Below are 22,384 nucleotides of genomic sequence, written 5' to 3' on the forward strand. Positions count from 1 at the left end.
GGCTGGCGGGGTGGGGTGAAGTCAGTCGCGGGGGAACTCGTGGGTCTTGAGGGTGAGGCCGAGGTGGGTGTGGGTGAGATCCATGTCCGTGCCGAAGGTGACGGTCGTCTCGGTGGTGTAGTCGTCGCCCTTGGGCTGGGTGTAGAGGTGGCACTTGCCCTGGTAGGGGTCGGCGATGAGGTAGACGGGGACTTCTGCCGTGGCGTACGCGGTCTTCTTGGGGCCGTAGTCGTTGGGTCCCGTCCCCTTGGAGATGACCTCGGCGACGAACTCGACGTCCTGGTAGCTCCACAGCCCCTTGGAACTCTTGGCGGCGTCCTCGGCCACGAGCGTCACGTCCGAAGCGAAGCCGTTGAGGTGTCCCGGGTAGTCGACGCGCACGTCGGACTTGACGCGCTTGCGCGGGTACTTGGTCCGCAACTGCTCGACGATATCCAGGATGATCTCCCAGTGGGTGTCCCGCTGCGGCGACATGAAGATGGCCCCCTCGACGATCTCGACCTTGTATCCCTCGGGGGTGGGCATGTGCTCAAGGCGCTCGAACAGCACGTCGAGCGTGAGCTCTTCGCTCTCGTCGGCCATCTCGATCCTGTCTTCAAGGACGGTCATCGTGGCACTCCTCCCCGGCCGCCACCCGGTCGAGAGCGGCCGCGCAGTACAACGATACGCACGGTGACCTGGACACGGGCATGGTTTCCCGGCACGGGAATCGGGCGGATTGCCTTTCCCGGAAAAGTGTGGGCACATTTCCGTGCCGCCTTTGCTGGGAACAGGTTTCGGGTGGAAATGCAAGTCGGATCCTGGAATTCCCCTGGTGTCGCGTGCCCATAATCAGCAGGGTTCGTCAAGGGCGAGAATCACCACATGGGGGGAGGAGTTCTCCAGCCGGGAGTACGGTCAAGGGGCTGCTAGGGTGGGCCTTCGTCCCGAGCCCCGTTGCGCCGTATCGGCGCCGAACCTCGGATTGCAGTAGGCGTTCCGTTTCGCCGGATCGATTCCGTTCGCCTCGTTTCTCTCTCGGAACGCAAGTTGACTTTCCGGGTCGCTTCCGTTCTCCGGGGAAATGCTTTCAGTCCACCTCTGGGTTTCCCGCCCACCTTTGGAGTACTTCCATGTCTGCTGACAGCACCGCTGTCGTCGCCCCCGCGGGGCCGGATACCTCCGGCTCCGGTCGCGTGTCCGGTGGACGGCATCTCGGACTCGCCCTGGTCGTGATCGCCGCGGCCCAGCTGATGGTGGTCCTCGACGCCACGATCACCAACATCGCCCTGCCCGCCATCCAGACCGACCTGGGTGTCTCCGACTCCAACCTGGCGTGGATCGTCAACTCCTACGCGCTGGCCTTCGGCGGACTGCTCCTGCTCGGCGGCAAGGCGGGGGATCTCTTCGGGCGGCGGAAGATGTTCCAGGTGGGCATCGCCGTCTTCACGCTGGCCTCGCTGCTCGGCGGGCTGGCCCCGAATGAGGGGCTGTTGATCGGCGCCCGCATTCTGCAGGGTGCGGGCGCTGCGCTCGCCGCGCCCAGTGCCCTGGCGCTGATCACCACCACGTTCCCGGCGGGCAAGCCGCGCAATACGGCGATGGGTGTGTACGCCGGGATGGCCGGCATCGGTGCCACGGTCGGGCTGCTGATGGGCGGCGTACTCACCGACGTACTGGACTGGCGGTGGGTGTTCTTCGTCAACATTCCCATCGGGCTTGCGGTGCTGGCCGGGACACGGACCCTTGTCGAGGCCGAACGGCACGCGGGGCGGCTGGACGTGCCCGGCGCGATCACCGGCACCGGTGGGCTGATCGCCCTGGTCTACGGCATCACGCGGGGCGGCGAGCACGGCTGGACCGGCGGCCTCACGCTGGTCTCCTTCGGTGCGGCGGCCGTACTGCTCGCGGTCTTCCTGGTGGTCCAGGCCCGGACCGCGCACCCGATGATGCCGCTGCGGCTGTTCAAGGACCGCAGCCGGTGGGGGAGTTACGCCACGATGCTGTTCATCGGCGCGGGCATGTTCGCCACCTTCTACTTCCTGACCCTCTACATGCAGCTGATCCTCGGCTACAGCCCGGTCAGGACCGGCTTCGCCTATCTGCCGTTCAGTTTCGGGATGGCGGCGGCCGCGGGCATCAGCTCCAAGCTGGTCGCCCGGTTCGCGCCGCGCGTCATCGCCGGGCCCGGGCTGCTGGTCGCGGCCGTGGGCATGCTCTGGTTCGCGACCCTGGAGCCGGACTCCTCGTACGCCGCGCATCTGATGCCCGCCATGTTCGTCACGGCGCTGGGTCTCGGCGCGAGCTTCGTGCCGATGACGCTCGGCGCGGTCAGCGGTGTCTCCCACGAGGACACCGGGATCGCCTCCGCGCTCCTCAACACCGCCCAGCAGATCGGCGGCGCCCTCGGCCTCGCCGTCCTGTCGACGATCTCCACCTCGGCCGCGAACGACAAGCTGCCCGAGGCGGCCACCGCCCTCTACCGGGGCCTGGCCACCAAGGACTTCACCCTGGCCGCCCGGGCGGGCGAGGCCGTGACCCACGGCTACACCCTGGCGTTCGTCGCCGCCGCAGGCATGTTCCTGGCCGGCCTCGCCGTCACCGCGTTCGCCGTCACCGCAGGCAAGCAGCAGCACACCGAAGGCGCGGCTCCGGTCCACATGGGCTGACCCCGGCTCCCTCAGGCGGGCGGCTCGTCCCGCGTCCGCCCGTTCAGGCGGAGTAGGGCTCGCCCAGGTCCCAGGCCTGGTACATCGCCTCCGCGAAGGCCTCCGCGATCCTGTGCTCGCCGCTCTCGTTCGGGTGTGTGCCGTCGTACGTGTCGAGGTGGACGTCGTACGAGGCCGGGGGCGACGCCAGGAGGAGGGGGGAGCGGGGTTCGTCGAGGTCGGCGACGGTCTTGGCGAGGAGTTCGTTGAAGGCGGCGACCTCGGTGGCGAAGGGGGCGTCGGACTCGGCGCGGACGTTCGGGATCACCGGGAGTACGACCATGCGGACGCGGGGGTTCGCGGCGCGGGCCTCCGCGATGAAGGCGCGGGCGTTGTCCGCGGTCTGCACCGCGTTCGTGTAGAAGCCCAGGTCGATCAGGCCCAGGGCGACCAGCAGGATGTCGGCGCGCTGCGCGCGGACCGCCTCGCCGATCAGCGGGGTCATGTGGAGCCAGCCCTCGCCCCAGCCCGCGAGGTGGGCGCGGGGGAAGTCCGGGTCCGCGTACTCGTAGGAGTCGGGGGACTCCGTCGCCTTGTCGTACAGCGTCTCGCGCGGGCCGACGATCCGGAACGGGCCCGCGTACGTCTCGCGCAGGTGCTGCCACATCCGGTAACGCCATGTGTGTTCGCCCGCGCTTCCGATCGTCTGGGAATCGCCGACGGGCATGAACCTGAGCATCCGCTCATCATGGACGATCGGTACGGGTGACATGGCCGGTGGGGGTGTGAAGCTTGACACCCCCAGTGGCTGGTCGGCCGTGAAGGCCGATGTGAACGCCTGTCCGGGATGGCAGGCTTGGGGGCATGCGCCGACCGCTCGTCTTTCTTGCCGGGGTCCTTCTCATGGGTGCGCTCGCCGCGCCCGCCATCGCCGCCGACGGCGACGACGGCTTCACGATCAAGGACCCTCGCATCACGGAGTCCAGCGGCCTCGCCGCCTCCCGGCAGCACCCCGGGATCTACTGGACGCACAACGACCAGGACAACGGCGCCTACCTCTACGCCGTCGACAGCCGCACCGGCGAGACCGTCGCGACGATCACCATGACCGGAGTGGGCACCCCGCGCGACGTCGAGGCCATCCAGATCGGCCCGGACAACCAGATCTACGTCGGTGACATCGGCGACAACGACGGCGTCGTCTGGGACTACGTGTGGGTCTATCAGCTGCCCGAGCCCAAGGTGCTCAAGGACCAGACGATCCGCACCACGCAGTACGTCGTGAAGTACTCCGACGGACCCCGCGACGCCGAGTCGCTCCTCGTGCACCCCAAGACCGGGCGGGTCTACATCATCGACAAGCAGGAGGACGGCGGGCACCTGTACGAGGGGCCCGCCAAGCTCTCCGCCTCCGGGACCAACGTCTTCAAGCCCGTCGTCCCCGTCGACCTGTGGGCCACCGACGCCGCTTTCTCCCCGGACGGCCAACAGCTCGCCGTGCGCGGCTACTTCGGCGGGATCGCGTACGACTGGAACGGCGGCAAGATCGAGAAGCTGGGGCGGATCAGCGTGCCCCTGGGCCAGGGGGAGTCCGTCAGCTACTCCACCGACGGGACCAAGCTCATGCTCGGCAGCGAAGGAGCCGGGAGTTCGGTCGTGGCGGAGGATGCGCCCGGGGACGTCGGCGAGGCGTCCAAGTCGCCGTCCAGGGGCGGGAGTTCGGCGGCGCAGGGCGGCGACGGCGACAGCGACGGCTTCAAGGTCGGCGCCCTTGCCGTCGCCATCGGTCTTGTCGTCGTCATCGGCTTGAAGCGGCTGCTGCGGCGGTCGTAGCGAGAGGTCAGTCCTCGGCCTTCTCCTCCATCGGCCGCACCTCGTAGTGCAGCGTCGGTGTCCGCATCACCTTGTGGGCCAGCGGCACGAACACCCCGTGCGAGAGGGGGTACTTCTTCCGCAGCAGCTGGGCCGCGTGCTTGTCCTCCGGGCTGCCCTGGTCCAGCAGCCGCGTCCGGGCGTGGATCTCGGGCCCGGTCGGGGCGCCGCGGAGGGTGGAGGGGGCGATCTCCACCTCGGGGTTGTTGCGCAGGCGTTTGGCCTTCCAGGCGCTGCCCGGGGTGCGGAAGTACGCGTGGTCCCCCTCGACAGCGATGTTGACGGGGGTGCCGACGCCTGTGCCGTCCTTCTTGTGGCTGGTGAGGAGGACGGCCCATTGCTTGACGAAACGGGTGAGTTCGGGGCTCGTACTCGGAGTACTCATGCCTCCATACAGGCACTGATCACTCGGTTTGTCACCCTTTGGCGCGTCGCGAGACGAACGTTTCGAGCCCGTCGAGGATCCGCTGAAGACCGAACTCGAAGTGGTCGAAGTCGGTACCGAAGGCGTCCTCGCTGAGGGAGGCGAGGAAGGGGTGGTTGCCGTCGGCCATGACCTTCTCGAAGACGGGGATGTGGGCCTGCCAGAACTCGGCATCGGTCAGACCCGTTCTGCGTTCCGCCTCCTCCTGGTACACCTGCGTGCGGGCGGCCCCGACGACGTATCCGTCGATCATGACGATCGCCGAGACCAGCTCGGGATCGGACAGGCCCATCGGCTTGATGCGGGCGAGCATCTTCTCCATGCCGTCGAGCGCGCTCGGGCCGAGGATCGGGCGGGACTGGTTGACCTGGAGCAGCCAGGGGTGGCGCCGGTAGAGGGCGAGGGTCGCCCGGCCCAGAGCCTCCAGGGCCGAGCGCCAGCTGCCGTCACCGAGGTCGGCAGGGTTCTCGGACGGCCGCTGGACCCGGTCCAGCATCAGGTCGAGCAGCTCGCCCTTGCCGGGGACGTAACGGTAGAGGGACATCGCTCCGGTGCCGAGTTCGGTGCCGATCCGGCGCATCGAGACCGCGTCAAGGCCGTCGGAGTCCGCGACCAGGATGGCCGCCTCCACGATCCGCTCCAGCGTCAGGCCCGGCTTGGGCCCGCGGCTGGGGCGCTTGCCGGTGTCCCACAGCAGTTCGAGAGTGCGCCGGATGTCGCCGCTGCCGCTGGTCTCCGTGCTGCTTGTCATGGGTGCAGCTTAGTTCCGTGGCAAAAAACTGGGTACGTCGTACGCGTAATCGGGTACGGTGTACTCAGTTAAGGGGAAGAGGGAGAAGGGGGAACCATGAGCGAGGGTTACGCGGTACGGGCCGAGGGCCTGGAGAAGCGGTACGGGGAGAAGCACGCGCTCGACGGCTTCGATCTGGCGGTGCGGGAGGGGACGGTGCACGGCCTGCTCGGGCCGAACGGCGCGGGCAAGACCACCGCCGTCCGCATCCTGTCCACACTCCTGCGGCTCGACGGCGGGAGCGCGACGGTGGCCGGCCTGGACGTGGCACGGCAGCCGCGGGAGGTACGGGCGCGGATCGGGCTCACGGGGCAGTACGCCGCCGTGGACGAGGTGCTCACCGGGCGGCAGAACCTGGAGATGTTCGGCAGGCTGTTCCATCTGGGCGGACGCAGGGCGCGGCTGCGGGCGGGCGAGCTGCTTGAGCAGTTCGACCTCGTCGAGGCCGCCGACAAGGGCGTCGGGAAGTACAGCGGCGGCATGCGGCGCCGCCTCGACCTCGCCGCGTCGATGATCCTCACCCCGAGCGTGCTGTTCCTGGACGAGCCGACGACCGGGCTCGACCCCCGTGGCCGGGGTGAAGTCTGGGACTCCGTACGGGCGTTGGTGAGCGGCGGCACGACCGTCCTGCTGACCACGCAGTACCTGGAGGAGGCCGACAAGCTCGCCTCGCGCATCACCGTGATCGACCAGGGCCGGGCCATCGCGGACGACACTCCGGACGGGCTGAAGGACACGGTCGGCGGCGACCGCATCGAGGTCGTGGTCAGCGAACGCGCCGACATCCCGCGGGTGGTGAAGGTGGTGGCCCGGGTCGCGGACGGCGAACCGGAGTCGGACGAGACCGAACTCCGCGTCCACGCGCCGGTGACCGACCGGGTGGCCGCGCTCACCGACGTGGCGCGGACCCTCCAGGACGAGGGCGTCGCCGTCGAGGACATCGGCCTGCGCAGGCCGAGCCTCGACGACGTGTTCCTGCGGCTGACCGGACACCGTACGGCCGCCGTCGACGGCACGGACACGAGCACGAAGGAGGCGGTGGCATGAGCGCGCTGGAACTGACCGGACCGAGCGGTCGCGGTCGTACGTACTGGGCACTCGTCGACTGCTGGAACGTCGTCCGGCGCGGGCTGACCCACTATCAGCGCCAACCCATCAACATCGTCTGGCAGTTGGGCTTCCCGATCCTCTCCGTGCTGCTGTACGGGTATGTCTTCGGCAGTGCGATGAAGGTGCCGGGCGGCGGGGACTACAAGGACTTCCTGATGCCGGGCATGTTTGTGATGACGATGGCCTTCGGCTTCATCAACACCGCGACGGTCGTGGTCTACGACGCGACCAGGGGCGTCATCGACCGGTTCCGCTCGATGCCGATGGCGCCGTCCGCCGTGGTCTCCGGTCGCGGGGTGACGGATCTGCTCGGCGCCTGCGCGGAGTTGACGATCCTGATGCTCACCGCGTTCGCCATGGGCTGGCGTCCCGACGGCGGACTCGCCTTCCTGGCGGCCTTCGGACTGCTGCTCTGGCTGCGCTTCTCACTGATCTGGCTCGGCGTGTGGCTCGGGCTCATGGTGCCCAACCCGGAGGCGGCGGGCGGGCTGTTCGCGGTCGCCTTCCCGCTGACGATGATCTCCAGCATCTTCGTCGCGCCGCAGCTGATGCCGGACTGGCTCGGCTTCGTCGCGGCCTGGAACCCGATCTCGTCCACGGCGGCGGCCGCGCGTGACCTGTTCGGCACGCCGGTCGGCAGCGGGGACTCATGGGTCGAGCAGCACGCCCTGCTGATGGCGGGCGTGTGGCCGCTGGTCCTGACGCTGATCTTCCTGCCGCTCGCGGTGCGCAGGTTCAGGAAGCTGAGCCACTGAGACGGGACATGAGAGAGGGCGCCCGGCGAGTGCCGGGCGCCCCCATCCTCGTAAGACCGGTTACAGCTTCTCGATCACGTAGTCGATGCACTTCGTCAGTGCCTCGACGTCCGCCGGGTCGATGGCCGGGAACATCGCGACACGGAGCTGGTTGCGGCCCAGCTTGCGGTAGGGCTCGGTGTCGACGATGCCGTTGGCGCGCAGCACCTTGGCGACGGCGGCGGCGTCGATCTCGTCCGCGAAGTCGATCGTGCCGATGACCTGCGAGCGCTTGGCCGCGTCGGCGACGAACGGGGTCGCGTACTTGCTCTCCTCGGCCCAGCTGTAGAGGCGGGTGGAGGAGTCCTTGGTACGGCCGGCGGACCAGGCGAGCCCGCCCTGGCCGTTGATCCACTCCAGCTGCTCGTTGAGGAGGAACAGGGTGGCGAGGGCCGGGGTGTTGTACGTCTGGTTCTTGCGGGAGTTGTCGATCGCCGTAGGGAGGCTGAAGAACTCCGGGATGTGGCGTCCGCTCGCGTGGATCCGCTCGGCGCGCTCGATCGCCGCCGGGGAGAAGACGCCGATCCACAGCCCGCCGTCGGAGGCGAAGGACTTCTGCGGGGCGAAGTAGTAGACGTCGGTCTCGGCGATGTCGACCGGGAGGCCGCCGGCGCCGGAGGTGGCGTCCACCAGGACGAGGGAGCCCTCGTCGGCGCCGGCCACGCGCTTGATGGGGGCCGCGACGCCGGTGGAGGTCTCGTTGTGCGTGAAGGCGTAGACGTCCACGCCCGCCTCGGCCTGCGGCTCGGGGTGTGTGCCGGGGTCACTGCTGATCACGGTGGGCTCGGCGAGCCAGGGCGCGAGCTTCGCGGCCTTGGCGAACTTCGAGCTGAACTCACCGAAGGTGAGGTGCTGCGACTTGTTCTCGATGAGCCCGGCGGTCGCGACGTCCCAGAACGCGGTGGACCCACCGTTGCCGAGGACGACCTCGTACCCCTCGGGCAGCGAGAACAGCGAGCTCACACCCTCGCGCACCTTGCCGACCAGGTTTTTCACCGGGGCCTGGCGGTGGGATGTCCCGAGCAGGGAACTGCCGGTCGCCGCGAGGGCGTCCAGCGCCTCCGTCCGCACCTTGGAGGGGCCCGCGCCGAAACGTCCGTCGGCGGGCTTGATGTCAGCGGGGATCTGGATATCAGCCACGATCGGGAGCCTAGCCGCTTCCGGAAACGTGGGTGAAACCTCGTCCGTCGGGTGAGACGGGGGTGGGGGTGACGCGGGGGATTTTTTCGCCCCCTCCGCCCCTACCCGTCCCTTGCTCCTGGGGCTCCGCCCCAGACCCCGCTCCTCAAACGCCGGAGGGGCTGGATCTTTCCCCGGCCGGCGCTAGAAATCTTTTAGCCCGTCCGGCGTTTGAGGACGAGCGCGTCAGCGCGATGCGGGGGTCTGGGGGCGCAGCCCCCAGGAACGGGACGGGCAGGGGCGGAGGGGGCGAAAAAAACTACGGCGTCGTCAGTCGCACCGGCAGCCCGAACAGGTCGTTCTGTGTGACCACCGGCTTGTTGCGGAGTTCGGAGGGCGGGACTGCCAGGTCGAGGGTCGGGAAGCGTTCGTACAGGGCCGGGAGGGCTACTGCCGCCTCGAGGCGGGAGAGTGCTGCGCCGGGGCAGACGTGGGGGCCGTGGCCGAAGGAGATGTGGCGGTTCGAGGAGGTGCGGGTGATGTCGAAGGCGCCTGCGGTCGGGCCGTGGGCCTGCTCGTCGCGGCCGATCGCTCCGTAGGAGACGATCAGCGCGTCTCCCGCGGGGAGCACCTTGTCGCCGACGGGAACGTCCTCCGTCGCGAAGCGGATCAGGACGTGCGAGGTGGGTGTGGAGTAGCGAAGGGTCTCCTCGACCACCGCGGACCAGTCGGCCTCGCCGGAGAGGACAAGGGCGCGCTGGTCGGGGTGGAGCGACAGGTTGACGACGGCGTTGACGATGAGGGAGATCGTCGTCTCGTGGCCCGCCGCGACCATCAGCTGGAGGGTGGAGACGATCTCCTCGTCGGTGAGGTGGTCGCCGTCCTCGGAGGCGAGGAGGAGCGCCGACGTGAGGTCGTCACCCGGTTCGGCGCGCTTGGCCGCGACCGTCTCGGCCATGATGCCCGCGAGTTCCGTGAGCGTGGCGATGACCTCGGCCGGCGGCGTCTGCGTGGAGAAGAACTTCTCGAAGAGCTCCTTGAGACGGGGGAGCTTCGCCTCGTCGATGCCCATGAGGTCGGCGATGACGAACATGGGGAGCGGGTAGGCGAAGTCGGCCTTGAGGTCGACGACATCGACGTCCGTCGGCAGGCCGTCGAGCAGCCCCTCCGTCAGCTTGGCGATCCGCTCCCGCATCTGCTCCACCCGCCGCGGAGTCAGCGCCTGCGCCACCAGCGTCCGCATCCGGCGATGGTCCGCACCGTCCACCGTGAGCATCGAGCGGCCGGGGTTCGCGAGCCCGATCAGCGGCCAGTCCGGTGCTATCTCGCCGCGCTGCCAGGCACCCCAGACGTTGATGTCCTTCACAAGGCGGGGGTCGGTCAGCAACTTCTTCGCCTCGGCGTGATGGGTGACCGCCCACACCGGGACCTCGCCGGGCAGCTCCACGGCGGCGAGCGGACCCGCCTCGCGGAGGCGGGCGCTCTCCCCCTCGAGGTCGGTGACGAACGGGTCCAGCGCGATACGAGTGGTCATGCGGGCGTGCCTCCCAGGGCCGGAGTCGGGGTGAATCTCACAGGCAGTTCGGTCAGCCCCCGCAGCCACGGGGAGGGCCGCCGGGTCAGCGACTCGGCGGTCACGGCGAGGTCGATGTCCGGCAGCCGGTCCAGTACGACCTCGATCCCGGTCCGCGCGATGACCTCCGCGACCTCCTGAGCCGGGAACGGGCAGCGGTGTTCACCGTGGCCGAAGGAGAAGTGGGCGTTGTTGCCGCCGGTGAGGGCGGAGCCGTCGGTCCGCACCTGGGGGTCGGAGTTGGCGCCCTGCAGACCGAGGATGAGCAGGTCGCCGGAGCGGATGCGGCGGCCGCCGAGCTGGGTGTCGCGGGAGGTCCAGCGCCCTGCGATGTTCTGGGAGGGGGTGTCCTCCCACAGGACCTCGTTCATGGCCTCGGCGACGCTGTGCCGGCCGCCGAACAGCGAGGCCGCGAAACGGTCGTCGGTGAGCATCAGGCGCAGCGAGTTGCCGATCCAGTCGGCGGTCGGCTGGTGGCCCGCGGCCATCATGACCATCAGGTCCTGGGCGATCTCCTCGTCCGTGAACCCGGACGTGTCCGCGAGCATGCGGGACACGACGTCGTTCGCGGGCGCCGCCTTCCGGTCGGCGAGCAACTGCCCCATGGACGCGGCGAGATGCTGCTGCCCCGCCAGCGCCTCCGCCGTTCCGTTGATCATGTCGTTGAGGGCGGTGACCAGGCCAGGGCCCTGCTCGTCCGTGAAGCCGTAGAGCGTGGCGAGGACGCGGACCGGCAGCAGCGCCGCGTAGTCCCCGACGATGTCCGTCTCGCCCTTGGCGCACACCGCGTCGATGAGCTCGTCGGCGAACTTCTCGGCGTGGCCGCGCAGTTCGAAGGGGTCGACGGCTTCGAGGGCGTCGCTGATCATCGCGGCGCGCTCGCGGTGGCGTTCGCCGACCGTGTAGAGGATGGAGGGCTGCTTGCGGCCGATCATCGGTAGGAGCGGCCAGTCGTCCGGGATGTTCGGCCACTGGCTCCACAGGTCGGAGTCCCGGCTGAACAGCACGGGATCGCCGGTGACCTGGTGCAGTTCGCGGTAGCCGAGCACCAGCCACGCCGGTACGTCACCGTCGAGCACGACCGGCACCACGGACCCGTGGTCGCGCCTCATCTCCCGGTACAGCTCGGCGGGTTCGGTCTGGAACCTGGGCCCGCTGAGGGGCACGGGGGCGGCGGTCACAGGGCCAACTCCGGTGATTTGAGGGGGTTTTCGCCGACGGCTCCGGGTGCGCTGCCGGCGGCGTACAGACTCTGCAGGTGCTCGATCAGCGTGATCAGCACCCGCTTGCCGGACTCCCGCGAGCGGGCGTCGCAGTCGAGCAGCGGGATGTGCGGGTCGAGGTCGAGGGCCTCGCGGATCTGGGCGGGGGTGTGCGCGGGGCCGCCGAAGTCGTTGCAGGCCACGATGAACGGCATGCCGTGGTGCTCCAGGCGGTCGATGGCGTACCAGGAGTCGTCGATGCGCCGCGTGTCCACGAGCACGACCGCGCCGAGCGTGCCGGAGAACAGGCGGTCCCAGAGGAACCAGAACCGCTCCTGCCCCGGCGCGCCGAACAGGTACAGCACATTGCGGGCATCGAGCGTGATGCGCCCGAAGTCGAAGGCGACGGTGGTCGCGGACTTGCCGCGCACCTCGCTGATGTCGTCGATCGCCTCGCCCGCCTGCGTCATCGTCTCCTCGGTGTTGAGGGGACGTATCTCGCTCACGGAGCGGACCAGCGTCGTCTTGCCGACGCCGAAACCGCCGACAACGACGATCTTGAGGCCGTTGTCCGCCGACGCCGCCAGGGGCGTACGGGCGTCAGAAGGCGACGACGACGGCGATGACAGCGATGGCGGCGTACCGGCGTCAGAGGTTACGGAGTCCAACGAGCACCTGCTCCAGGATGTCGGGATCGGGGAGGCCGGAAGGAACAGCGGTGTGCGGGTGACGGGCGCTGACGCGGCCCGCGGCGAGCAGGTCGGAGAGCAGGATCTTCGTGATGCTCACCGGCAGCCGCAGTTCGGCAGCGAGCTCGACGACCGCCGTGGGCCGCTGGGCGAACCGCAGGATCGCGGCGTGCTCCGACTGCATGCCCGCCACCGGATCGCACTCGGCGACCACCAGCGTCACCAGGTCGAACGGGGCGTCGGGACCGGACCGGCTGCGCCCTCCCGTGAGGGTGTACAGCCGGTCGGGCGCGTCGTCCCTGCCGGGACGGCTCATGACGAACGAGGCTGCGCGTTCAGGTGCTCGCCCAGTTGTTCCACCAGTTCGGTCATGTTGTGCCCGACCAGACCGGCGTCCGCGTCCTCGGTCGTGACCACCGCCAGGTGGGCGCCGTCGCCCGCCTCGACGATGAACAGGACTCCGCCGTAGAACTCGGCCATCGCGGACCGTACGCCTCCGCTGCCGTCGCCGAACTCCACGGACGCCCCGTGGGAGAGCGACTGGATGCCGGCGGCGATCGCGGCGAGCTGGTCGGCCTGGTCGACCGAGAGCTCCGGGGTGCGGCACAGCTTCAGGCCGTCGCGGGAGAGTACGAGCGCGTGCCGCGCGCCCGGGGTGCGCTCAAGGAGGCCCTCGATGAGCCAGGAGAGCTTCTCGTCGGCGGTGGTGGTGCCCGTCATGGGGTGGTGTGGCCTTCCGGGTGCGAGTGGGAGTGCGGGGACGAGGACACGGCGGCGGCCGTGTCCTCTACGGCTTTGTTGTCGGCGTCGGTGGCGTCGGTGGCGTCAGTGGCGTCAGTGGCTGCGGGGGTGTCGGTGTCGGCCGCCGTGGCGCGTACCGCCTGGCGGAAGCTGCTGAAGCGGTCGGCCCTGGCCTTGGCTCTGTCCGGGGTTCCGGGAGCGGGGGTACGGGGCTCCGCGTCGGCCGCCTGGCCGGTGACGTGCGCGCGGCTGCGTTCGGCGTGCGCGAGGGTGCGGCCGCGGCGGCGCTTGGGGAGGCCGCCCGTCGACGGGGAGTCCGCCTCGTGCCGGGGCGAGTCGTGGGTGGGTACGGGGTCCGGGTCGAGGTCGTCGGCGGCGCGGGCGGCGGCGTACGACACCTCGGGTACCGGCACGGTCTCGTCGAGTTCGGTCTCGGTGAGCTCGGGCTCGGACTCCGCGGGCAGTGGGACGGGCGGGAGGGTCGGGAGATTCGGCAGGGTGAGGAGGTCCTGGGGGATGAGCATCAGGACGCCCGTGCCGCCGCGTGCGGAGGGTCGGAAGGACACCTTCAGGCCGTGCTTGCGGGCGAGCCGGCCGACCACCGCGAGGCCGAGCCGGGTGCCGGTGAGCCCGCCCAGTTCGACGCTGTCACCGGACACGGCACGCTCGGCGCGGCGCAGCTGGACGTCGCCCATGACCAGGCCGCTGTCCTCGACGGAGACGATGACTCCGGCCGGGACCTCCTCGACGTACACATGCACTTCGGCGGTCGGCGGCGAGAAGTTCGCGGCGTTGTCGAGGAGTTCGGCGATTGCGTGCATCACGCCCTCGGCGGCGTGCCCGGCGACGGCGGCCTCGCTGGCTGAGTGGACGCGGACGCGCTGGTAGCCGCCGATGCGGCCCATCGCGCCGCGCAGGATCGACTCCATGACGATGGGCCGCGCCCAGCGGCGGCCGGAGCGCGCGCCGGAGAGGACGGCGACGGAGTCGGCGAGGCGGCCCGCCTGCGCGGTGCGGTGGTCGAGGTGCAGCAGGTCGGCGAGGACCTCCTCGTCGGAGTGCCGCTCCTCCATGGCGCGCAGGTCGGCGAGCATGCCGGTGGACAGCGCCTGCATCCGGCCCGCCGCGTTGGCGGTCGACGCGAGCGCGGCGGCGCGGTCACCGATGGCCTGCCGGGCGCGCTCGGCCTGCTGGGCGTGCTCCTTGGTGAGGCGGTCCATTTCCTCGGTGAGCTGCTGCCGCTCGGTCGCGAACTCCTCGGTGAGGCGCGCGCGTTCCTGGGCCGCGGACTCCGTGAGCCGTACGCGTTCCAGGGCCGACGCCTCGGCCAGTCGCGCCCGCTCACGGGCGACGTCGCCGGTCAGCCGGGCCTGCTCCTGGTTGAACTCCTCGGTCAGCCGGGCCCGTTCCTGGAGGAGCCGTCCGGCGTCCTGGGTCACGGCGTCGAGCCGGCGGCGTACCAGCTTCGAGGTCTGTACGGAGTACGCGGCCACCGCGACGGCCGCGCACAGCAGTACGGCGGCGGCGCCCGCGCCCCAGGCGAGGGGGACGCGTACCGAGCCGGGCGCCAGGTAGGCCGCTTCGGCGACTGCGAGTGCGGCCAGGACGGCGGTGATCAGGGGAGCGGGCGCGACGGCTCGGAGCGTGGGTCGTTCGCCGGAGGGGATGGGCGCGGTCATGAATCGTGTCCTCGGTCGTGTCCTGGGCGAGGTTCCTGTGCGCGGTTCCTGGTGCGAAGTTCCTGGGTGAGGTTCCTGCGCGCGGCTCTTGTGCGGTTCTTGCGCGCGGTTCCTGGGCGAGAAGCGACACCGGGTGCTCAACTCGCCGTCACTATATGAGAGTTCGTGATCGAATTGGGAAGGTTCCCGTTCTTGGCCTCATAATCCGATCACGATTCGGCCGGTCGAACGTCGTCACTGTGTGGCGTCGGTCGTCACTGTCAGTGCCTGGGGGCATGCTGGGGACATGACTGATCTCGGGGCACTGCGGGCGGGGTTGCGGAAGGCCGTGCGCGGCGAGGTCGCCTTCGACGCGACCGCGCGGGCGCTGACCACCATGGACGCCTCCAACTACCGGCGCGTCCCGCTCGGCGTCGTGTCCCCGCGCGACGCCGACGACGTGGCGGCCGCCCTCTCCGTGTGCCGCGAGCACGGTGTGCCGGTCGTGCCGCGCGGTGGCGGCACCTCGATCGCCGGGCAGGCGACGGGCACGGGCGTCGTGCTGGACTTCACGCGTCACATGAACCGGATCGTGTCGCTCGATACCGATGCCTGTACGGCGGTGGTGCAGCCCGGTGTCGTACTGGACCGTCTCCAGGACGCCGCCGCCCCGCACGGCCTGCGCTTCGGCCCCGACCCCTCGACCCACAGCCGCTGCACCCTCGGCGGAATGATCGGCAACAATTCGTGCGGCTCGCACTCGGTCGCCTGGGGCACTACGGCGGACAGCGTGCGGGAGCTGTCGGTGGTCACGGGTGATGGGGCCGCCGTGCGGCTGGGGCAGGACTGGGCGGGCGCCCCTGACGGTCTCCGGACCCTGGTGGAAGGCGAGTTGGCGCGCCTGCGCACCGGCTTCCCCGATCTTCCCCGCCGTATCTCCGGCTATGCGCTGGATGCCCTCCTGCCCGAGAAGGGCGCGGATGTCGCCCGGTCGTTCTGCGGCTCCGAGGGCACGTTGGGGGTGCTGACCGAGGCGGTCGTACGACTGGTCGAGGCGCCCCGCGCGCGGGCGCTGGCCGTGCTGGCGTACCCGGACGAGAGCGCCGCGGCGGAGGCGGCGGCCGGGCTGCTGCCGCACGGGCCGCTGACGGTGGAGGGGATGGCCGCCGATCTCGTACGCGCCGATGCGGGGCTGCCGCGGGGCGGGGCCTGGCTCTTCGTGGAGACCGGCGGAGCGGACGCGGGGGAGGCGCGCGCGCGTGCCGACGCGATCGTGCGGGCCGCCGACGTCGTCGACTCCCTCGTGGTCACCGACCCGGCCGGGATGCGCGCGCTGTGGCGGCTGCGCGAGGACGCCAGCGGTACGGCGACGCGGATGCCGGATGGCAGCGAGGCCTGGCCCGGCTGGGAGGACTGCGCGGTGCCGCCGGCCCGGCTCGGGCCGTATCTCCGCGACTTCCGGGCCCTGTTGACGGCCCACGGGCTGCGCGGCACGCCGTACGGGCACTTCGGCGACGGCTGCATCCACGTGCGCATCGACTTCGACCTGATGACCGGTGACGGGATCGGTCGCTTCCGGCGCTTCTCGGAGGCGCTCGCGGAAGTCGTTGTGTCCCACGGGGGGTCCCTGTCCGGTGAGCACGGGGACGGGCAGGCGCGGGCGGAGCTGCTGCCGAAGATGTACGGCGACGAGATGGTTGCTCTCTTCGAGCGGGTCAAGGGTGTCTGGGATCCGGACGATCTGCTCAACCCCGGGATGCTGGTGCGGCCGCATCGGCTGGACGAGAACCTGCGGTTCGCGGTGTTGCCGAGGGAGCCGGTGGATGTGGCCTTCGGGTATCCGGCGGACGGTGGGGACTTCTCGGCGGCTGTGCGGAGGTGTGTGGGGGTTGCCAAGTGTCGTACGTCTGTGGGGGGTTCGGGGGCTTCGGGGGCCGTGGGGTCTTCGGCTGATGTCATGTGCCCTTCGTTCCGGGTGACCGGTGAGGAGGAGCACTCCACGCGGGGGCGGGCGCGGTTGCTGCACGAGATGCTCGCGGGTGAGGTGGTGACCGACGGGTGGCGGTCTACGGAGGTCCGTGATGCGTTGGACCTCTGCCTCTCCTGCAAGGGGTGCCGGTCCGACTGTCCGGTCGGCGTCGACATGGCCACGTACAAGGCGGAGTTCCTTCACCATCACTACGAAGGGCGGCGGCGGCCGGCGGCCCACTACGCCATGGGGTGGTTGCCGCTGTGGCTCGGGCTTGTCGCTCGGACGCGCATGGCGGCGGTCGTCAACTTCCTTGCTGAGGTGGGGCCGTTGGCGGGGCTGGCCAAGAGGGTGGGCGGGATCGCGCCCGAGCGGGGGATTCCGGCGGTGGCTCGGGAGACCTTCAGTCGGTGGTGGTCGCGGAGGTTTCGGGCTCGGGTGCGGGGGTTTGTGCGGGATCGGAAGCGGGGGGTTCGGAGGCCGTTTCCGGGGTTCGGGGCCGGGGCCGGCTCTGGTGGAGAGGTCGTCGTCCTGTGGCCGGACACCTTCACCGAGCATCTCTCACCGGCGGTGGGCCGGGCCGCCGTAGACGTCCTGGAGGCGGCGGGGCTGATGGTGCTGCTGCCGCCGACGAAGGTGATGAGGTTCACGCCGGCGGGGGAGGAGGCGGGGGCGGGGGCGTTCAGCGGTCCGATCGGGGACGGTGTGACGAAGGGGCCCATTGGGTTCGGTGCGTTTCTGCCGCGGCGCCGTCGCCGTGTTTGCTGCGGGCTGACGTACGTCTCGACGGGCCAGCTCGACCGTGCGCGCACCGTGATGCGGCGCACGCTGGACCTTATGGAGCCCTACCTGGAGATGGGCACCCCGGTCGTCGTCCTGGAACCGAGCTGTGCCGCTGCCCTCCGTACCGACCTGCCTGAGTTGCTGCACGACGATCCGCGTGCGGCGCGTCTGGCGGCGGCTGTCACGACGTTTGCGGAGGCCCTGGAACGGCACGCTCCGCACTGGACTCCGCCTCGGGTGGACCGGCCGGTCGTCGGTCAGACCCACTGCCACCAGCACGCGGTTCTCGGCGACGGTGCCGACCGCCGCCTGCGCGAGGCGGCCGGCCTGACCGGGGCGCTCGCGGGCGGTTGCTGTGGCCTTGCCGGCAACTTCGGCTTTGAGAGGGGGCATTACGAGGTCTCGGCGGCCTGCGCCGAGGAGCAACTGCTGCCGGCCGTACGGGAGGCCGCGGACGGTGCGGTGGTTCTGGCGGACGGGTTCTCCTGCCGTACGCAGTTGGAGCAGTTGGCGGGGAGGCGGGGGCGGCATTTGGCGGAGGTGCTGGCGGAGGGGCTGGAGGGGCGGGACCGGGGCTGATGCCGGGTGGGTGGGTCGGGGGCGTGCCGGTACGTCCGCCCGTCGCCGCCGGATCAGACGTTGGCCGGGCAGTGAAACGTCCGGTGACGCGGACGTACGCGACGGGCTTTGGACGTACCGGCACGCCCCCTCCCGCCGGTGGGCGGCTGCGGGGCGTCCGGTGTGTTCGGTGTGTGGAGGGGGCGGGCGAGCGCTGGGCCGTGGGTGGGTCAGGTACTGGGCAGTGAGGCGTGATCGTCCGTTGGCATACTCCGATCATGGACGTGAGCACTGGCGCCGGGGGCACGTGGGCGCTGCGGGTCGCTGAGCCTGCGGATGTCGACGTGATCGCGGAGTTGCGGGCGGCTGTGATGCGGCCGGATCTGGAGCGGCTGGGTCGGTTCGATGAGCGTCGGGTACGGCAGCGGCTGCGGGACTCCTTCTCTGTGCGGTACACGTCGGTCGTCGTGGTCGACGGTGCCTTTGCGGGGTGCGTGACACTGCGACCGGGCGAGGGCGAGGGCGAGGGCGATGGCGAGGGTGCGGGTGCGGGTGATGGTTGTCAGTGGCTGGAGCACTTCTATCTCGACCCCCGGTTCCAGGGGCGTGGGCTTGGGTCGGCGGTTCTGTGCGCTCTGCTGGACCGGGTGGACGCCGAACGCGTGACCGTACGCCTGAACGTGCTGCGCGGTAGTGCTGCTCAGCGTCTCTACCGACGTCATGGTTTCACCGTGGAGACGCAGGACCCGGTCGACGTCTTCATGGTTCGCCCGCCCACCAACACCGAGGAGCCCCACGTATGAGTCTGAGTCTGCGTCCGATCACCCGCGAAGAGCATCTGGCGTTCATTGGGAGCCGTCCGTCCGCGAGCCATATGCAGGTGCCTTCATGGGGTGATGTGAAGCCTGACTGGCGGGCGGAGAGTCTGGGCTGGTTCGAAGAGGGTGGAGGGGACGGGCGGCTTGTCGGGGTGGGGCTGGTGTTGATGCGGCCGCTGCCGAAGGTCAAGCGGTACCTCGCCTATCTGCCCGAGGGGCCTGTCATCGACTGGCACGCCTCGGACCTTGAGCGCTGGCTCGATCCGATGCTGGCGCACCTCAAGACGCGGGGCGCGTTCTCGGTGAAGATGGGGCCGCCCGTGGTCGTACGCCGGTGGAATGCGGACGCGGTCAAGGCGGCGATCGCCGATCCGGTGGCGCGGCGGCTGGGTGACGCAGCGGCGACCACGTACGAGCCGAGGGCCTTCGAGCTCGCGGAACGCCTGCGGCGCATGGGCTGGCAGCAGACCGAGCCGGGTGGTGAGGACGGATTCGCGGCCGGGCAGCCGCGGTACGTGTTCCAGGTGCCGTTCGCCGGGCGGTCGCTCGAGGAGATCCACCAGGGCCTCAACCAGCAGTGGCGGCGCAACATCAAGAAGGCCGACAAAGCCGGCGTGAAGGTGGTGCGGGGCGGTTACGACGACCTGCCCGCCTTCTACGAGCTGTACGCCGAGACGGCCGGACGCGACCGTTTCATCCCGCGCCCCCTGCCCTACTTCCAGCGCATGTGGACCGCGCTGACGGCCGAGGACCCGGACCGTATGCGCCTCTACCTCGCCCACCACGACGGGGACATCCTCGCCGCCGCCACCATGCTGACCGTCGGCGGACACGTCTGGTACTCCTACGGCGCCTCCACCAGCCGCAAGCGCGAGGTCCAGCCGAACAACGCCATCCAGTGGCGCATGATGTCCGACGCCCACGAACTGGGCGCCTCCGTCTACGACTTCCGCGGCATCACCGACACCCTGGACGAGACCAACCACCTCCTCGGCCTCCTCCGGTTCAAGGTCGGCGCGGGCGGCGAGGCCGCCGAGTACCTCGGAGAGTGGGACTTCCCCCTCAATCGCGTCCTCCACAAGGCGCTGGATCTGTACATGGCCCGTCGCGGGTGACCCATTGCCGCCGAGGGTGAGCCATCGCACCCGTCGCGCCCTGCGGTAAGTGGTAAAAGAGGTTCACAGCCCTGACGTAGTCCATTACCCTGGACTGGAAAGTGCAGCAGGGTAGACGAATATCAGCGAACCTCGACTTGAACTTCCTGGACGGAACCCGTGAACCTCCCCAGCGCCGCTGACGTGGCCACGACGGCGACCGAACCCGCGGTCGCCGCAGCCGCAGCCGCTTCCACGGAAGGTTCCGGGCGGTGGGGCTCCCTCGGTCCGCTGGGTCTGGTGCTTGCCGGGGGGATCTCGGTGCAGTTCGGCGGTGCGCTGGCGGTGACGCTGATGCCGCGTGTCGGGGCGCTCGGGGTCGTCGCCCTGCGCCTCGCCGTGGCCGCGATCGTGCTGCTCGCGGTCTGCCGGCCCAAGGTGCGCGGATACTCGCGCGCCGACTGGGGCACCATCGTCGTCTTCGGCATCACGATGGCCGCGATGAACGGGCTGTTCTACCAGTCGGTCGACCGCATCCCGCTGGGCACCGCCGTCACCCTCGAGGTGCTCGGCCCGCTCGCGCTCTCCGTCCTCGCCTCCCGCCGCGCCGTGAACCTGGTCTGGGCAGGCCTCGCCCTCGGCGGCGTCTTCCTGCTCGGCGGCGGAGGCTTCAGCAGCCTCGACCCCGTCGGTGTTGCCTTCGCCCTGTCGGCGGGCGCCATGTGGGCCACGTACATCGTCTTCAGTGCCCGTACGGGGCGACGCTTCCCCCAGGCCGACGGCCTCGCGCTCGCCATGGTGGTCGCGGCGGTGGTGTTCCTGCCGCTGGGGATCGTGGAGTCGGGCTCGAAGCTCCTGGTCCCCACGACGATCGCCCTCGGCGCAGCCGTCGCGGTACTCTCCTCCGTCCTCCCCTACACCCTCGAACTCCTCGCCCTGCGCCGCCTCCCCGCCTCCACCTTCGCCATCCTCATGAGCCTCGAACCGGCCATCGCCGCGACCGCCGGCTTCCTCGTCCTCAACCAGGCCCTGTCCCTCACGGAGGCCTGCGCGATCGCCCTCGTCATCGCGGCGAGCATGGGCGCGGTGCGGACCCAGGTGGGGCGGGGGAAGGCGAGGGGGCTCGGCGCCGACTAGCGCCATTGCCCCTAGTCCGTGGCTGCGGGTTCCGGCAGGGCGCCGCCCGGGCGCGTGCCGGGGACGGTCGGCTGTCGTTCGTCGTGCCTGCTCAGTGCCGCGAGGGTCAGGGTCACGGTGACCGATGCGGTTGCCATCAGCGTCATCGCCGTGGCCGGGGACGTCAGTTGGGCCAGCGTGCCCGCGATGACGGCGCCGACGCCCTGCAGGGCGGCCATACCGGTGGCGTGCAGGCCGAGGGCCTGGCCCGTGAGGTCGTCGGGGGTGAGTGACATCAGGCGTTCCTGCAGGACCAGGCTCGCGGCGAAGCCGACGGAGGCGACGGTGACGGCCACGGCCGACAGCGCCACTCCCGGGCGGAGGAAGAAGAACAGGTAGGGGGCCGCGAGGAGCAGGCGCAGCGGGGTCGCGAGACGGGGGCGCAGCGCGGGCGGTACCAGGCGGCCCACCGCCATGTCGCCCACGAACATGCCCAGCGCCCCGCACGCGTACAGGGTGCCGGCGCCTCCGGGGTCGTAGGAGACGTAGAGCGAATCGCTGCCGACGATCAGGCCGTTGGGGACCCACAGGCCCAGGTACGTCAGGCGGCGGGAGCGTGAGGACCACAGGAGGGCGTTGGTCCGCCAGGTCGCCGAGATGGACGGGCGGCCTGTGGAGCGCGGTGGGCGGGCGGTGAGGCCCAGGCGGGTGGCGAGGGCCGACAGTACGTACAGCGCCGCTGCGAGGAGCAGGCAGGTGCGTGGGGACAGGAGCGCCAGCAGTGCGCCGCCCGTTGCGAAACCGGCCATCTGCGTCAGGCCCCAGAGCATGTTGTACACCGAACGCCCCAGGACATAGCCGTCCTTGGACAGGACCTCGTTCAGCAGTCCACCGCGCACTCCGCCGCCCAGCGACGCGACCAGGCCCTGTAGGAGTACGACGGCGAAGACCGCCCAGATGGGCAGGCCGGGCAGTGCGAGGACCGCCGTGCCGGCCGCGAAGGCGAGGGCGAGGGCGGACAGGACCGCGCGCGGGGGCAGGCGGTCGGCGCCCGAGAGCAGGAACGCGCCCCCCAGCAACTGCGCCAGCTGCGGGCCGAACATGCTCACCGCCGACAGGAACGGGGAGCCGGTGGCCCGGAAGACCAGCGTGCCGAGGGCCAGGCCGCCGATCGTCTGGGCGGCGGCGAAAGCCGCGAAGGACAGCAGGAACGGGGTGAACTCCGGGGTGCGGAACAGGGTTCGGTAGCTGCGCATGCGCCGAAGTCTCGGGGCGGCAGGGGGACCGTGTTGACTGTTTCGCCGACCCGCGAAAGGTCGTACGCGCAGCCTCGTCTTTGAGGGGCGCGGGGAACTGCGCGACAAGCCCCCACCGGCCCGCACCCGACGACCGGCCGTCGTACGCATGAGCTTGAGCAAGGTCATCCGCATGGCCTTAGGGTCGTGCG

The 22,384-nt window shown here is 70.3% G+C and carries 20 protein-coding genes; 8 read left to right on the forward strand and 12 right to left on the reverse strand.

Annotated elements, in window-relative coordinates; translation table 11 throughout:
• Window positions 1-21: 21 nt before the first annotated feature.
• Window positions 22-609, reverse strand: a complete 588-nt coding sequence (locus OG246_RS11530) for a Uma2 family endonuclease (RefSeq protein ID WP_266459633.1) — start codon at window positions 607-609, stop codon at window positions 22-24.
• A gap of 503 nt (window positions 610-1,112) precedes the next feature.
• Here OG246_RS11530 and OG246_RS11535 point away from each other — a divergent pair.
• A complete protein-coding gene (locus tag OG246_RS11535; protein WP_266459636.1) occupies window positions 1,113-2,648 on the forward strand; it encodes an MFS transporter in 1,536 nt (511 codons plus the stop codon).
• Window positions 2,649-2,691: 43 nt separating this feature from the next.
• Here OG246_RS11535 and OG246_RS11540 read toward each other — a convergent pair whose 3' ends face one another.
• Entirely contained in the window at window positions 2,692-3,366 is a 675-nt protein-coding gene (locus tag OG246_RS11540; protein ID WP_266459639.1) for an SGNH/GDSL hydrolase family protein, read from the reverse strand.
• Between the two features lie 125 nt (window positions 3,367-3,491).
• Here OG246_RS11540 and OG246_RS11545 point away from each other — a divergent pair, with 125 nt between their 5' ends.
• Entirely contained in the window at window positions 3,492-4,460 is a 969-nt protein-coding gene (locus tag OG246_RS11545; RefSeq protein WP_266459641.1) for a WD40 repeat domain-containing protein, read from the forward strand.
• Window positions 4,461-4,467: 7 nt separating this feature from the next.
• On the opposite strand, the gene OG246_RS11550 is transcribed toward OG246_RS11545, so the two are convergent.
• The gene (locus tag OG246_RS11550; RefSeq protein ID WP_266459643.1) at window positions 4,468-4,884 is read right to left on the reverse strand and encodes a PPOX class F420-dependent oxidoreductase; all 417 of its coding nucleotides are present in this window, start codon (window positions 4,882-4,884) and stop codon (window positions 4,468-4,470) included.
• 31 nt (window positions 4,885-4,915) lie between these two features.
• Window positions 4,916-5,674 (reverse strand): TetR/AcrR family transcriptional regulator, encoded by a 759-nt coding sequence (locus OG246_RS11555; protein ID WP_266459646.1) that lies wholly within the window; start codon window positions 5,672-5,674, stop codon window positions 4,916-4,918.
• Window positions 5,675-5,770: 96 nt separating this feature from the next.
• On the opposite strand from OG246_RS11555, the gene OG246_RS11560 reads away from it, so the two are divergent.
• Window positions 5,771-6,760, forward strand: a complete 990-nt coding sequence (locus tag OG246_RS11560) for an ATP-binding cassette domain-containing protein (protein ID WP_266459648.1) — start codon at window positions 5,771-5,773, stop codon at window positions 6,758-6,760.
• Window positions 6,757-7,578: an ABC transporter permease gene (locus OG246_RS11565; RefSeq protein WP_266459651.1), complete on the forward strand. Its 822-nt coding sequence runs from the start codon at window positions 6,757-6,759 to the stop codon at window positions 7,576-7,578. The genes OG246_RS11560 and OG246_RS11565 overlap by 4 nt, the downstream gene beginning before the upstream one ends.
• A gap of 60 nt (window positions 7,579-7,638) precedes the next feature.
• Here OG246_RS11565 and serC read toward each other — a convergent pair whose 3' ends face one another.
• From serC to OG246_RS11600, 7 genes are all read right to left on the reverse strand, one after another.
• Window positions 7,639-8,757 (reverse strand): phosphoserine transaminase, encoded by a 1,119-nt coding sequence (serC, locus tag OG246_RS11570; RefSeq protein WP_266459654.1) that lies wholly within the window; start codon window positions 8,755-8,757, stop codon window positions 7,639-7,641.
• Between the two features lie 298 nt (window positions 8,758-9,055).
• A complete protein-coding gene (locus OG246_RS11575) occupies window positions 9,056-10,270 on the reverse strand; it encodes a cytochrome P450 (protein WP_266459657.1) in 1,215 nt (404 codons plus the stop codon).
• A complete protein-coding gene (locus OG246_RS11580) occupies window positions 10,267-11,490 on the reverse strand; it encodes a cytochrome P450 (RefSeq protein ID WP_266459660.1) in 1,224 nt (407 codons plus the stop codon). The genes OG246_RS11575 and OG246_RS11580 overlap by 4 nt, the downstream gene beginning before the upstream one ends.
• On the reverse strand, window positions 11,487-12,140 hold the full coding sequence (locus tag OG246_RS11585; RefSeq protein ID WP_266464113.1) for an ATP/GTP-binding protein: 654 nt from the start codon (window positions 12,138-12,140) through the stop codon (window positions 11,487-11,489). Before OG246_RS11585 ends, OG246_RS11580 begins: the two co-directional genes overlap by 4 nt.
• A gap of 19 nt (window positions 12,141-12,159) precedes the next feature.
• Window positions 12,160-12,516: a DUF742 domain-containing protein gene (locus OG246_RS11590; protein WP_266459663.1), complete on the reverse strand. Its 357-nt coding sequence runs from the start codon at window positions 12,514-12,516 to the stop codon at window positions 12,160-12,162.
• Window positions 12,513-12,920, reverse strand: coding sequence for a roadblock/LC7 domain-containing protein (locus tag OG246_RS11595; RefSeq protein ID WP_266459666.1), 408 nt, complete (start codon window positions 12,918-12,920; stop codon window positions 12,513-12,515). Before OG246_RS11595 ends, OG246_RS11590 begins: the two co-directional genes overlap by 4 nt.
• On the reverse strand, window positions 12,917-14,620 hold the full coding sequence (locus tag OG246_RS11600) for an ATP-binding protein (RefSeq protein ID WP_266459669.1): 1,704 nt from the start codon (window positions 14,618-14,620) through the stop codon (window positions 12,917-12,919). Before OG246_RS11600 ends, OG246_RS11595 begins: the two co-directional genes overlap by 4 nt.
• Before the next feature lie 286 nt (window positions 14,621-14,906).
• Here OG246_RS11600 and OG246_RS11605 point away from each other — a divergent pair, with 286 nt between their 5' ends.
• From OG246_RS11605 to OG246_RS11620, 4 genes are all read left to right on the forward strand, one after another.
• Window positions 14,907-17,930 (forward strand): FAD-binding and (Fe-S)-binding domain-containing protein, encoded by a 3,024-nt coding sequence (locus OG246_RS11605; protein WP_266459679.1) that lies wholly within the window; start codon window positions 14,907-14,909, stop codon window positions 17,928-17,930.
• 257 nt (window positions 17,931-18,187) lie between these two features.
• Window positions 18,188-18,712 carry a GNAT family N-acetyltransferase gene (locus OG246_RS11610; RefSeq protein WP_266459681.1) on the forward strand — a complete coding sequence of 175 codons (525 nt, stop codon included), beginning with the start codon at window positions 18,188-18,190 and terminating at the stop codon, window positions 18,710-18,712.
• Window positions 18,709-19,842, forward strand: a complete 1,134-nt coding sequence (locus OG246_RS11615; RefSeq protein WP_266459683.1) for a peptidoglycan bridge formation glycyltransferase FemA/FemB family protein — start codon at window positions 18,709-18,711, stop codon at window positions 19,840-19,842. Before OG246_RS11610 ends, OG246_RS11615 begins: the two co-directional genes overlap by 4 nt.
• 159 nt (window positions 19,843-20,001) lie before the next feature.
• A complete protein-coding gene (locus tag OG246_RS11620) occupies window positions 20,002-20,958 on the forward strand; it encodes a DMT family transporter (RefSeq protein WP_266459685.1) in 957 nt (318 codons plus the stop codon).
• Window positions 20,959-20,969: 11 nt separating this feature from the next.
• Here OG246_RS11620 and OG246_RS11625 read toward each other — a convergent pair whose 3' ends face one another.
• Entirely contained in the window at window positions 20,970-22,193 is a 1,224-nt protein-coding gene (locus OG246_RS11625) for an MFS transporter (protein WP_266459687.1), read from the reverse strand.
• Window positions 22,194-22,384 lie beyond the last annotated feature (191 nt).

Origin of the sequence: Streptomyces sp. NBC_00620, assembly GCF_026341825.1 — a bacterium.
GTDB lineage: Bacteria > Actinomycetota > Actinomycetes > Streptomycetales > Streptomycetaceae > Streptomyces.